The organism is Legionella jordanis (assembly GCF_900637635.1).
GTDB classification, from domain to species: domain Bacteria; phylum Pseudomonadota; class Gammaproteobacteria; order Legionellales; family Legionellaceae; genus Tatlockia; species Tatlockia jordanis.
Genome location: NZ_LR134383.1, coordinates 2,365,041 through 2,377,762, shown reverse-complemented (window position 1 = coordinate 2,377,762; position 12,722 = coordinate 2,365,041). Strand labels below are relative to the sequence as shown.

Below are 12,722 nucleotides of genomic sequence, written 5' to 3'. Positions count from 1 at the left end.
AAGAATTTATTAAGCTTGCTGCCCGCTTAGTATTTCGGCAAGGCCACTGACCCAGAGCTCATTTTCATTGAGTGAGGGGATAAGGGTTAGTTCTGAACCACCGAGGCGCTGCCATTGTTCTTTGGCACGAATGCCGATTTCCTCGAGGGTTTCAAGGCAATCAGTTACAAAAGAGGGGCAAGTAACGGCCACACGTTTGATGCCTTTTTGAATTAATTGCGGCAAAAATACATCCGTGTAGGGTTGTAGCCAAGCGGCTTTCCCAAGACGAGATTGAAATGCAACTGCATAGTCAGCTTCGTTTAAATTAAGCTGCTGTGCTAAGGCTTTGGTGGTCATATAACATTGAGCCCTGTAGCAAGTTTGATTGGCTGGGTTGATCTCTGGGCAGCTTCCGGCACATATGGATGAACAACCGTTATGAATAAGATGTCGTTCGGGAATACCATGATAGCTAAACAGTAAGTAGTCATGATCGGCTAGATAAGGTCGTATGAGAGCCGCTTGTGCTTTAATGAATGCGGGCTGTTGGTAAAAATCGCGAATGATGCGTAAATGGGGGAGAGTTTTTTTTGGCAGAAGAAGTTCCAATACTTTTTCAATCGCAGAACCGGTTGCTGCCGAAGAATATTGGGGAAATAAAGGCAGAACACTTAAGTGCTCATAAGTTTTTACTTCCTCTAACGCTTCTTGGATAGAAGGCCTGCCATAGCGCATTCCAAGAATCACTTTGTAATTTTCCCCTAACTTCTCTTGTAATTTTTCTTGAAGGCGAATGCTATGGACAAGAAGGGGAGACCCACCCTCATACCAGATGCTTTGATAAGCATGTGCTGATTGTTTAGGCTTAAAAGGTAAAATGAGGCCATATAGCAAAGCATAACGAAGAGGCGCTGGTAAATCGATTACTCTTTTGTCAGCAAGGAATTCTCTTAAATACCGTCTGACCGAAGTCTTATCAAAATTATCTGGGGTACCAAGATTAATAAGCAGAACTGCTTTTTTCATCATAAAACATCAGGACCAAAGGGGTCATAAAAACGACACAGCAGCAAAAGCTGCTGTATTACTGGTAAAGTTTAAGCGTTTGTTTCTTCACTGACTAATGCGATTACATTTGAAGCATGCAAACCACGATCACCTTTTTCGAGATCATAGCTAACTTGCTGTCCAGGAACAAGCGTCTTATAGCCTGTGCCACTGATCGCCGAGAAATGAACAAACACGTCTTCACCGCCACCTTCTGGTATAATAAACCCCCATCCTTTGGCGTTATTAAACCACTTGACTTCGCCGATAGCCATAACATCCCTCCTTTTGCTAAAGCCTATCAATCGTCAACAGCTTAAAGCGGTTGAGCAATTGCATTCATCCCTAAATGACAATTGTAAACCCAATTTTTCGGGTTATTTCAACATATCTTAAAACCAGGATAAGTCTCAATAGTTTTTTATAAAAAAATAGAATTCTTTACCTGGTGAATCAATAATTTTGCACTTTTTAACAAAGAAAGCAAATCTCAGAATGAATTTATTTTTGTTCTTCCTGTTAAAATGAATCCTGCTTACAATAAGTTTCAAGTCATTATTTTGAATAAAAATGAGTTTCCAAGTCGATAGTCGCATTCAGGAGAGTAGTTTTTTCTTAGTGGATTGGCCTTTATCTCGCCTGTTTCTGAAAAACAACAGCCATTTCCCCTGGTTGATTCTGGTTCCACGGGAAAAAAACATAACAGAAATCCATCAATTATCCTCAGAGAATCGCAGGCAATTAATGGATGAGATCACTGAGGCTTCCAGGGTATTACAGGCTTATTTTAACCCTCATAAGTTGAATGTAGGTTCATTAGGGAATATCGTTGCCCAGCTTCACATTCACGTTGTAGGTCGTTTCGAAGCGGATTTGGCATGGCCCCATGGAATTTGGCAACCCTTAGAAAAAGAGCAGGTTTATTCGCCTGGGGTTGCCGCTCAATTAATTAATGATTTACGTGATGTGGCCAGTTATTCGAACTGGGGAAGTGGTTTTTGATTTGGGAATATTTCTTCTAAAGACACAGAAAAACCATCTTCCCGAACAATCCGGGCATGTTTTCTCTGCAATTGCCTTGGCTCTTCGACACCACAAGAATGGCAAATTATTGCTACCTCATGAGCCATATTATTGGCATAATGAAATACACGTTCAGCCTTGTCTTCGACGACTAATCCTCGCTGAAGTCGGGGATTGTGTGTTGTTACACCCGTTGGGCAAGTATTCTTATGACATTGCATGGCTTGAATACAACCTAGTGCGAACATAAATCCACGAGCAGAATTGACGAAATCAGCGCCGGCGCAAAGAGCCCAACAAACGCCAGAGGGGGTTATTAGTTTACCACTGGCAATGACTCGTATCCTTTGGCGCAAATTGTACATGACTAAAATGTCTACCAATCTGGGCAAAGATTCTTGTATGGGAATACCCATGTAATCCATGAGCCCCTGAGGTGAAGCACCTGTGCCACCATCGGCACTATCTAAAGTGATGAAATCCGGGGCATACTTAATCCCTCGCTTATGCACGGCTTCACACAAATCATAAACCCAGTCATAGCTACCCAGTACAAATTTGCAGCCAACGGGTTTACCGGTTACTTCGCGTACGTGTTCAATGGCATCAAGCAAATCTTCAACATTGCTGATATCGATATGCCTGTTAGGGCTGATGGAATCTACACCTGGGAGAATGCCTCGGATTTTGGCAATCTCTTCGGTTACTTTAACCCCAGGAAGAAGGCCGCCTTTCCCAGGCTTCGCTCCCTGGCTCAGTTTAATCTCAAACATTTTTATGCAATCCAGGGCTGCCAATTCACGTAACCTGTCATCAGACAAATGTCCTTCCGCATCGCGAAAACCATATTTTGCTGTCCCAATTTGCGCCACAATGTCACAGCCGGCCTCCAAGTGATAGGGAGAAACTCCACCTTCCCCCGTATTTAGCCAGCAGCCGGCTTTTTTTGCCCCTTGAGCTAAGGCGCGAATTGCCGGTTTGGATATGGCTCCATAGCTCATGGCTGAAATATTAAAGATATGGGTGGAAGAATAAGGATGTCTGCTATAAGGTCCAATGACCATGGGCTGCATCGGAGCTTCATCGGTAGCCAAGGGTGGAAAGGGGGCACTGACAAAATACACCGTGCCGGTGTCGTGGAGAGGACGAGTAGAACCGAAACCTATGGTGGTATCGACGTTTTTTGCTGCGCGATAAACCCAGGAGCGATCAGCACGATTAAATGGCATTTCCTCGCGATCATTGGCAAAGAAATATTGTCTAAAAAAATCACCGAGAAATTCAAAGAAATAACGAAAATGTCCGATAACGGGGAAATTGCGCAGTACCGCATGCTTTCTTTGCGATCTATCCCAAAGATAAACAGAAAGGACTAATGTTACCAGAGCGACAATAAGAAGCAAAAGAACGAGCTCATCAACTTCCATCGCACGTAAAAAAAAGACGTCTTTCTTTCTAAGTACAATCGTTTCCACAATAAAATCCTATGCAAGCGCTAAACCAATTAATTATTAATGATGGCATAATGTGAGTCAGAAATCATGCAAGGGGCCGCAATGGCAGAAAACCTATCCATTCATTCTAGTCTATAATAATTTTTTTTTGCACGAATGATTTAGTGAGGTGATTTCTTGCAATGGCCAGCATCCAAGGAGATTACTAACGTCATTTATTGTTGTTCTGACCTAAGGAATTTGCACCACCCCGCGAGGGGTAAGCTCAGGCGCAAAATATGGTTTAAAAATAAGAATACTAGATGTGTTATTGTTCAAAACCCTTGTTTTAACAGTTAAGAAAACACAATCCACAGGAGCTTGGATGTTTTTTTTATTTGAACTCTGTTAAAGATTTAATTGGTATATACTTATAGTAACTAAATTGTGTGTGAGGGGGTGTGCCATGACAACTAATTCCTCATTGGCGAATCACCTATTGATAGCCATGCCCTCACTGATTGATCCTAATTTTAATCGAGCGGTCGTTTACATTTGTGAACACCATGTTCAAGGTACTGTAGGATTAATCATAAATCGACCAATGCAATACCCCCTGGGCCTGGTGTTTGAGCAGATGCAAATTGAGCCTGCACGTAGCGAGCAAAACCAAAAACCGCTTTTATTTGGTGGACCAGTGCAACCAGAACGCGGGTTTGTTATTCACAGGCCGATTGGCGTATGGCGCTCAAGCTTGGCGTTGCGCGACGACGTGACTGTAACCACTTCCAATGATATCATCCATGCCATCGCAGCTGATAAAGGACCAAAGGATGTTTTGGTTACATTAGGCTATTGTGGTTGGGGTGAAAATCAATTGGAAGAAGAGGTTATGAACAACAGTTGGTTAGTATGTCCATACACACCCGAACTGTTGTACGAGGTTCCTTTTGCTGAACGTTGGGAATACGCCGGCTCACTCATTGGTGTTAAGATGAGCCAAATGACTGCCGCTGCAGGACATGCTTAAGAACAAAGTTTACGCTGGAGTTTTTGAATGCCGAAAGATGTGTATTTAGGGTTTGATTTTGGCTATAAACGCATAGGCGTTGCAGTTGGCCAGAAAATTACCTCCAGTGCACGTCCTTTAACTACTTTGCAAGCAAGAGAAGGAGTCCCAAATTGGGATTTGGTAAACAAGTTAATCCAGGAGTGGCGTCCTGAAGCTTTAATTGTTGGTTTGCCCAGGTGTATCGATGACAGCGAGCAGTATACTACAGCCGCTTCACGGGAATTTGCAGCAGAGTTAGCTCAACGTTTTTCTCTACCGACTCATCTGGTTGATGAAAGATTGTCAACAGTTGAAGCAAGGGCGCAGTTGTTTGCAGAAGGTGGATATCGTAAAATCAAACAATCTCAGGTCGATAGCTTTGCTGCTTGTATTATTTTAGAGCAATGGCTGCAACATCCGCATGAAGACACATGAATCACTTTCTAGAAATTAGTCAATGCTCCAAGCAGTACATTGAACAACTGCTGCATCGGGCACTTCAATTTAAACAGACTAAGGTTTATCCTGATTACTCCTCACACACCGTGGCCAATTTATTTTATGAAAACAGCACCCGGACTCGTGTGAGCTTTGAATTAGCTGCAAAAAAACTGGGATTAACTGTAATTAATCTTGATTTACAAAGTTCTTCTGAAGCCAAAGGCGAAATTATTGAGGATACATTGCAAACTTTAATTGCAATGGGAATTGATCTCTTCGTAATTAGGCATAGCCTTGATGGCCTCCCTCAAGACCTGGCGAAAAACTTAGCAGATAATGTGCATCTCATCAATGCTGGTGACGGTAAGCATGCGCACCCGAGTCAGGCTATGCTCGATTTAATGACTATTTATGAGCAAAAACCCAATCTAGCAGAGCTAAAAGTTGCCATTGTCGGCAATCTTCGTCACTCTCGAGTAGCCAACTCTCTTCAATGTCTTTGTTCTGTTCTAGGTATCAATGATGTGCGGTTGATTGCCCCAGACATTTGGCAACCTCTAACTGTTCATCATGGCCGAGTGAGCAATTCTTTGGAGGAAGGTCTGAATGATGCTGATGTCGTCATCGGCTTAAGAGTTCAGAAGGAGCGCCTGCAGCAGAATGAAGAAATAAACTTGGAAACCTACCGCAAGCTTTATGCGCTAACCCAAGACAGCCTTAAATACGCGAAGCCCAATGCAATGATTATGCATCCCGGGCCTCTCAACCGCGGTGTTGAAATTGACAGCGATGTTGCGGATGGATCACAATCATTTATTTTGCAGCAAGTGAGCAATGGCGTGTTTATGAGAATGGCCATAATCGAAAGCTTAATTCAATCGCTTCCATAACGTTAAGGAAGGTCTTCACAAAGGAGTTGTGACCATGGGTGATAAAAAGCCGCTTGTTGTAATTACAGGAGCCAGCGAAGGGATTGGCCGTGCATTGGCCGGGAAATTTGCCGAAACAGGCCATCCTTGTCTTCTTATCAGCCGTCATATTCAACCCCTGCCCGAATTAAAAAACTATGAAGTCACCTATGCCCAGCTTGATGTCTGTGACTATGAACAATTTAAGACGGCTGTTTTGCAGGCTGAAAGCCGCTATGGTAAAACGGAATGCCTTATCAATAATGCGGGACTTATCCATGTTGGCGAATTTAGGGATATGCCGATTGAAAAAGCTCATTATGAAATGGATGTATTGCTCAAGGGAGTGGTAAACGGCATAAAAATTGTTCTCTCCGATATGTCTGCCAGGAAATCGGGAACAATCATAAACATCAGTTCGATTGGCGATAGAAAACCCGCAGCGCAGGGCGTTATTTATCACGCCAGTAAACACGCAGTCCGTTCAATAAGTGAAAGTTTGCAGATGGCAGAAGCAAAAAATCATGTTAGGGTGATGAATATTGCTCCCGGCCTAATTAAAACCAATATCCATGCTAAAATGGGAATTAGCTTCGAAAAATATTGCGAATTATTAGGCAATCCGAGTTTTATCATGCCAGAAGAGCTCGCTGAAATCATTATGTTTTGCTGGCGCTTGCCTCAAAGAATATGCATTCGTGATCTGGTGGTTATGCCTAGCGATTGCGATTATTAGTTTCTAAGGCTTCGTTGCTCTTCACCAGTTAAATCATTCTCAATGGATTGCGATGATCTTTCACTGGCAGCAGCAGAAAACAAAGTTTTTACGGTGCTGAACTTACTGGGCGCCCGAGCTGGTTCAATAATTTTTTCGAAGGAAGGAAATTCAATCTCATCGGCGGAAGGCTCTATTTTGGCATCAGCTATAATTGCTCTCACTGCGGAATGATTCTCTTGCTCCCTAAAATGCGATATGGCTCCATCCACTGCTTGATTGAAGGCCACTTTCATTTCTTCAAGTTCTTGTTTGGCTATAAAGGCATTCTCAACTTTTTGCACCCTTTCTGTTTTAAAGAAAGAACTGAATTGCGCAAGCCAGTTTAAAAGTCGATTCAATAAGCCATCATTGATTCTAATTATCTCATCTACTTCCTGGCCATATCGGTCTATGGCAGCAAGCTGATCATGAAGGCGTTGTACGTGCTCATACAATTGATGGTATTCCTCAAGAAGTTTCATTTTACCGTCAATATCTTGCTGAATTGCCGTGAATTCTTCAGCTGTAGCATGAACAATGGTCTCTGCAAGCCTGCTCTGTTGTTGCTCACTTGCTTCATCACCCAAGTAATCAGCCAGGGACTTACTTAATAAGGCTAAAGCTCGTTGCTTATCGCTTAAGTTCCTGTTGGCTGCTGCTAATTTGTCCTGTAATTGGGTAATAGCGCTAGGAGCACAGTCTAATGCAGCCTTTGTACAGACACTCTCCCAGGAATCAGGTAAATATTGTCTGGCAGTTTGCAATCGTTCCTCTGATACCAGGTAAGAACTGACGTAAGATAGCAAACGACCGGTTACCCTTACCGGAAATTGATAATTAGAATTTTCCAAATTGTTAACATTGCTAATCAAATCTTTTGCTGCCTCAGTACTGATTAACGCTTTATAACCATTAGGATTTTCATGCTTTAGTTCAGAGAAATATTGCTTGTTCGCTTTCAGGGATTCTTGAAAGCGTTGTGCATCGGCAATACTGTTTGTAAGCGTTTTTACCTGGGTTTGGGCTTCCTCAGCTATTCTGCGCGCCTCCATGAGAGCTGCAAATTGCGTTTTAAGGATATTTAATTCGCTAATGACATTGTGAACACGCTCTGAAATGGAAATTTCACTGGGTTGCAGCATCCTTAAAATATGTTCATTCACATGTTCAACAAGAGGTTTAGGAGCTTCGCTCACCTCTTCTTCGGAAATAATTTCAGGCTGGCTTTGAATCTGGGGGGAAGCCACAGAAGCGTTAATTTCTGCATTAAGTGGAGGAATATTGTGTTCTTGCAAGACGCTATTTTCTTCTCTACTGGATTCAACAACGAGATTCCCTGTGCCTTCATGTAAGCTTTCTTGCATTTGGCCTTGAGAGTCCTGGCCTTGTTTAATGGCATGACTCAGGGCTTCTGCAGTGTGTTTAATCTTGCCTAGCAGGGCATCTGTATCCACATAACCGGCAAATGAGCTGTAATCTTTTTGAACTTTTTTCTGGATGATTTTTATAGTCAAATACAAGTCCAGACAGAGCTGTAATGCTTGTTTTGGATTAGTCCCGCTATGCTGTGCTAACCAGCTTTCAGTTAAGCCAAGAAGCGCTGTTATTTGACTTTGTGCAAGGGGTATCTTCCACATGGATAGGTCTTTGTAGAACCAACCCAGGATTTTACTGGATTCCTCTATTAATCGGGCTTCCGACCCTTCTTTATTTGCAAGCTGTTCAAGATAATAGTCCAGGCTGAGTTTACCAAAGAGAATGGCTCCCATAGTTCTTTTTTGGTATTTTTCCCAGGTATTGAAATCTTCTTCATGGATGTCTAATAGTTGACTGATGTCCTCAACCTTATCCATATGTTTGTCAAGCAACAAGGCTGTAGCAATATAGGCATTTTCTTTTTCGGCAATACTTTTCCCGCGCCACTTTTCAAAAAAGGCTTTAAAGTGCGCTTCTCTTTTACTGGGGATTTCCGAGCCAGGCATTGCAGACCCTATACACTCTAATTTTACTGATGGCTTAATTATAGCTTTAAAAGCTTAACTTTATATTAACAATTTGTATAAAATAATCACCTAATTTAAGGCATGGTTAAATTTTGTTTAAAAGAGAATGCAAACTGCAAAGCTTTAAGGTTTACGTTTGGTTCATTGTTCATATCCGCTATTGTCCTGGCTACCTTTAACAAGCGATGATAGCTTCGGGCCGATAATTTTAACCGGCTTAAGGCTGAGGCTAAAAACAATTCTTCTTCTTTACCAAGAGCGCAAACCAGCTCGCATTCTTTGGGATGCAGTTGCGAATTCAAACAGTTTTGCCGCGTTTGCTGTATTTCGCGAATATGAGTTACACGGTCACGAATTTTGGGGCTTAGACATTCTGGAATCCCATTGTTTTTAATCAGTTCTTCCTGCGGGAGTGCTTGCACATTTATGTGCATATCAATTCTATCAAGAAGAGGGGCGGACAACTTGGAGATATAACGATTAATTCGCTCCGGTGTGCATATGCAGTTGGCTTGCGAATTACCCCACTGGCCACAAGGGCAGGGATTCATGGCGGCAATCAGTTGAAATTGCGCGGGAAATTCCATCTGCATGGCCGCACGGGAAATTGAAACGCTCCCTGATTCCAATGGTTGCCTTAATGTTTCCAAAACATGCTTGTGAAACTCGGGTAATTCATCAAGAAATAGCACGCCATGATGCGCCAGAGAAATCTCCCCGGGTTTCGGTGGATTACCTCCTCCAACCAATGCTACAGGGGAGGCAGTATGATGTGGGGAGCGAAAAGGAGGGCGCTTCCAGTTTTTAAAATCATAGCGGCTGCCGCGAATGGAGTTTATGGCTGCACATTCCAAAGCCTGGACATCATTTAACTCAGGCAGAAGTGTACTGAAGCGCTTGGCCAGCATGGTTTTACCGCTGCCAGGTGGTCCGCTTAGTAAAACGCTATGGCCACCACAGGCGGCGATCTCCATGGCTTGTTTTGCATGCTGTTGCCCTTTAATGTCAGACCAATCCAGTTTTTCCTCATGGGTTTGGCAAGAGGGTCTTGGGGACAATTTCCCTAAGGGGCTGTCTTGACATAAATAGCTGCAGACTTCGCGCAAAGTACAAGCTGATAAAACGCCAGCATAGCCCACTAATGAGGCTTCATCGGCATTGGCTGCTGAAATGATGAGTTTTTGTTCGTCTCGACACGTCGCCAATACAATGGGGATAATGGCCGGAACTGCTCTTAATTCACCACTTAAAGCCAATTCGGCTATGAACTCATGTGAAGCTAATTTTTGCAGGGGTATTTGGCCGGAGGCAGCCAATATGCCGATAGCGATCGGTAAATCAAAGCCGCTTCCTGATTTAGGTAAATCAGCTGGGGCTAGATTGACGATAATTTTGCGGCATGGAAATTCAAACTGACTGTTAATGATGGCACTGCGAACGCGATCCTTGCTTTCTTTCACCGCGGCTTCGGCAAGGCCAACAATGGTAAAGCCGGGTAAGCCATTGGACAAATGCACTTCTACAGAAACAGGTTGGGCATAAATACCCAATGCACTGCGCGTCTTGCTCACAGCGAGATTCATCTATCTTCCTGAATGGATTGGACTTTTATGGGAAGCTATTCTACGCTGTTTAAACCAATTGACCAGTGCTTATTTAATTTTTTTGTGTTCGGCGCTTAGCCTGTCAATTTCCAGTTGCAAATGGTCCAATTTTTCACGTGTCCTGGCCAGCACCTTCGTTTGCACATCAAATTCTTCCCGAGTCACCAGATCAAGTCGCGAAAAAGCGGATTGGAGAACTTCTTTGAATTTTTGTTGAATCTCTTTTTCAAAGTTTTGTAGACTTGTCGGTAGTGTGGCAAAGAGTTTTCTAGCTAAATCGTCAAAATGTTTTGTGTCAAACATGCAAGTCTCCTGCGTGTTTTGTTTTACATGGCCACAGTCTAACAAAAGTTAATGCTCTCAGTCATGTGTTTATCTGAGACAATTGAGGAATCATTATGAAAATGCTCACAGCGATAATCAAGCCCTTCAAATTAGACGATGTACATGAAGCGCTTATGGAAATTGGTGTGCCAGGAATTACTATTTCAGAAACGCGAGGTTTTGGGCGTCAAAAAGGGCATACAGAACTCTATCGCGGGGCGGAATACGTAGTGGATTTTTTACCCAAAATAAAAATTGAATTGGCTTTAGCTGATGATATGGTTGAGCGAGCCATTGATGCAATTTGTAAGGCCGCCTACACAGGAAAGATTGGGGATGGTAAAATTTTCGTATACGAATTGGAGCAGGCCATCCGCATTCGAACTGGGGAAGTTGGTGAAGAAGCGCTGTAAGTTTTTCCGAGGAGCATGGTTGTGGTTAAGGGGTAATGGTGAATCAGGAAGCGATTGATGCAGTAATTACCTGGGTAGATGGACATGATGAGCAGCACAGGCAAAAAGTAGAGCACTTTCTCAATCTCACAGGTCTAAGTAGAAATGACGAAGCGGCCCTTCCCACTCGGTTTAATCAACAGGGAGAAATTGATTATTGCCTTCGTTCACTGCTCTTTTTCGCCCCTTGGTTAAGAACCATTCACATTGTCACAGACAGCCAAACCCCTTCAATATACAAACAGGTGTCTGGCACCTGTTTGGCAAAAAAAATTAAGATTATTGATCATCAGGAAATATTTCCTGATGATGAGAAGTATTTGCCAACTTTTAATAGCTTGTCCATTGAGTCGGTTCTTTGGCGCATTCCAAACCTTACAAATTCTTTTATTTATTTAAATGATGATTGTTCTCTTATTCGACCAATAAACAAGAGCGATTTTTTTAGAGAAAACCGTGTTGTCCTACGTGGCGAATGGAAGATCCAAACAGAAAGAAAATGGCGGTCGCGCATTAAAAATTGTCTTCCAATATTATCTTGCGCTGAAAAACTTAATGAGCATCGGCGGCTGCAAGAGAATAGCGCAAAAATGGCGGGTTTTAATAAGCGCTTTTTTCATTTGCCTCATATTCCTTTTGCACTTAAAAGGGATGTCTTTGAGCAATTTTTTTTAAAACATCCACACTTGTTGACGAGTAATATTTCCTATAAATTCAGAAACGCCAAGCAATTTTGGCCTATTTCCCTGCTTATGCATTTAGAACTGCAAAATAAGCCGATAATTTTGGACAAAACACTTAAGGCAATAACAGTAAATGGCGCCTGTCATTCATTAGACAAAATCAAAAAAAGGTTATCGCAAGCAGATAAAAAGAAGGATGTGGCTTTCATTTGCATGCAAAGCATCGATGTGGCCAATCAAGAAGCCCAAAAATGGATGTTCAATTGGCTGGAACAAAGAATACCCAGTTTGGAATTCTTAGCTGATCATTACAAAAGCTTGTAAGTTCCTTTTCTAAACAACAAATAGGCATCCCCTTGTCGAAATTTTAATGTTTCGGAAGGAAATTTCTTTTGCAACATCTCCTTTTTTAAATGATGACCCAACCACACGATTGATTGGACTTGTGCATAGCGATAGCTGCTTTTATCCGTCGTGACTTGCAATGTAAACGCATGTTGATAGGAAGCGGGTAATTTTATGCGAATCATATTTAGAGCTTCAGGGATAGTAGGTTTATGAGTGATGAATACTAATTGTGCTTTCCCGATTGTATGGGATTGGTTTGGAATGAAAACGGCAATGGATTCCTGATTTAATTGTTTTGCCAATGCAATGGCAAGGGCAAATATTTTTTTTCTTGATAAAATTTGCAAAGGCGAGGAATAAAAGATTTGGGAGTTTTCTGCCGTTTGTTGTTTTTTATTAGCAAAATAGTATGCTCCCAGTCGATTTTTAAGCTCTCCTTGCTCCATATGCTGTGCTTGCAAAACTTCTATTGCTTCTCTTTCGAGGTTGATTTGTTCTTTGCCTTTTAGGCGTTCATAGGCTTTGGTAAAGTTGATGGTTCCCTGATTATTGGAATAAAAAAATTCAACGGCAGAATGTTTGGCAAAGACATCAGAGTCTGCAGATAACCATAGGCTGAAAGACAGCAATAATTGTAATAATGGATGCTTCATGGTTTGAATGCAG

General features: G+C 42.3%; 14 protein-coding genes. 7 read left to right on the top strand and 7 right to left on the bottom strand.

All coding sequences use genetic code 11. From position 1 onward, the window contains the following. Nucleotides 1-9: 9 nt before the first annotated feature. Together hemH and EL203_RS10615 are read right to left on the bottom strand one after the other, a co-directional pair. The gene (gene hemH / locus EL203_RS10620; RefSeq protein ID WP_058472009.1) at nt 10-1,008 is read right to left on the bottom strand and encodes a ferrochelatase; all 999 of its coding nucleotides are present in this window, start codon (nt 1,006-1,008) and stop codon (nt 10-12) included. 71 nt (nt 1,009-1,079) lie between these two features. After that, complete coding sequence (locus EL203_RS10615) at nt 1,080-1,304, bottom strand: cold-shock protein (RefSeq protein WP_058472010.1); 225 nt, start codon at nt 1,302-1,304, stop codon at nt 1,080-1,082. Between the two features lie 295 nt (nt 1,305-1,599). Between EL203_RS10615 and EL203_RS10610 the strand changes: the two genes are divergently transcribed. Next, nucleotides 1,600-2,031, top strand: coding sequence for an HIT domain-containing protein (locus tag EL203_RS10610; protein ID WP_058472011.1), 432 nt, complete (start codon nt 1,600-1,602; stop codon nt 2,029-2,031). On the opposite strand, the gene EL203_RS10605 is transcribed toward EL203_RS10610, so the two are convergent. Continuing rightward, nucleotides 2,004-3,527 carry an FMN-binding glutamate synthase family protein gene (locus tag EL203_RS10605; protein ID WP_232003935.1) on the bottom strand — a complete coding sequence of 508 codons (1,524 nt, stop codon included), beginning with the start codon at nt 3,525-3,527 and terminating at the stop codon, nt 2,004-2,006. The two genes, EL203_RS10610 and EL203_RS10605, sit on opposite strands and share 28 nt — an antisense overlap. A gap of 424 nt (nt 3,528-3,951) precedes the next feature. Here EL203_RS10605 and EL203_RS10600 point away from each other — a divergent pair, with 424 nt between their 5' ends. From EL203_RS10600 to EL203_RS10585, 4 genes are read left to right on the top strand one after another with little or no spacing between them, the layout of a single operon-like run. Then, complete coding sequence (locus tag EL203_RS10600) at nt 3,952-4,515, top strand: YqgE/AlgH family protein (protein ID WP_058472012.1); 564 nt, start codon at nt 3,952-3,954, stop codon at nt 4,513-4,515. Between the two features lie 27 nt (nt 4,516-4,542). Then, nucleotides 4,543-4,971 (top strand): Holliday junction resolvase RuvX, encoded by a 429-nt coding sequence (gene ruvX / locus EL203_RS10595; RefSeq protein WP_058472013.1) that lies wholly within the window; start codon nt 4,543-4,545, stop codon nt 4,969-4,971. Further along, entirely contained in the window at nt 4,968-5,867 is a 900-nt protein-coding gene (locus EL203_RS10590; RefSeq protein ID WP_058472014.1) for an aspartate carbamoyltransferase catalytic subunit, read from the top strand. The genes ruvX and EL203_RS10590 overlap by 4 nt, the downstream gene beginning before the upstream one ends. A 34-nt stretch (nt 5,868-5,901) precedes the next feature. Beyond that, nucleotides 5,902-6,621: an SDR family oxidoreductase gene (locus EL203_RS10585; RefSeq protein WP_058472015.1), complete on the top strand. Its 720-nt coding sequence runs from the start codon at nt 5,902-5,904 to the stop codon at nt 6,619-6,621. On the opposite strand, the gene EL203_RS10580 is transcribed toward EL203_RS10585, so the two are convergent. The 3 genes from EL203_RS10580 to ubiK all read right to left on the bottom strand — a co-directional run bounded on the left by EL203_RS10580 (nt 6,618) and on the right by ubiK (nt 10,552). Then, complete coding sequence (locus EL203_RS10580) at nt 6,618-8,624, bottom strand: hypothetical protein (protein WP_058472016.1); 2,007 nt, start codon at nt 8,622-8,624, stop codon at nt 6,618-6,620. The two genes, EL203_RS10585 and EL203_RS10580, sit on opposite strands and share 4 nt — an antisense overlap. A gap of 95 nt (nt 8,625-8,719) precedes the next feature. Next, entirely contained in the window at nt 8,720-10,228 is a 1,509-nt protein-coding gene (locus EL203_RS10575) for a YifB family Mg chelatase-like AAA ATPase (protein ID WP_058472017.1), read from the bottom strand. A gap of 69 nt (nt 10,229-10,297) precedes the next feature. Then, nucleotides 10,298-10,552, bottom strand: coding sequence for a ubiquinone biosynthesis accessory factor UbiK (gene ubiK / locus EL203_RS10570; RefSeq protein WP_058472018.1), 255 nt, complete (start codon nt 10,550-10,552; stop codon nt 10,298-10,300). Between the two features lie 95 nt (nt 10,553-10,647). Between ubiK and EL203_RS10565 the strand changes: the two genes are divergently transcribed. Continuing rightward, nucleotides 10,648-10,986, top strand: a complete 339-nt coding sequence (locus EL203_RS10565; protein WP_058472019.1) for a P-II family nitrogen regulator — start codon at nt 10,648-10,650, stop codon at nt 10,984-10,986. 38 nt (nt 10,987-11,024) lie between these two features. Then, a complete protein-coding gene (locus EL203_RS10560; RefSeq protein ID WP_162262757.1) occupies nt 11,025-12,032 on the top strand; it encodes a capsular biosynthesis protein in 1,008 nt (335 codons plus the stop codon). Here the strand turns inward: EL203_RS10560 and EL203_RS10555 are convergent. Continuing rightward, a complete protein-coding gene (locus EL203_RS10555) occupies nt 12,017-12,709 on the bottom strand; it encodes a hypothetical protein (protein ID WP_058472021.1) in 693 nt (230 codons plus the stop codon). The two genes, EL203_RS10560 and EL203_RS10555, sit on opposite strands and share 16 nt — an antisense overlap. Between the last annotated feature and the right edge of the window lie 13 nt (nt 12,710-12,722).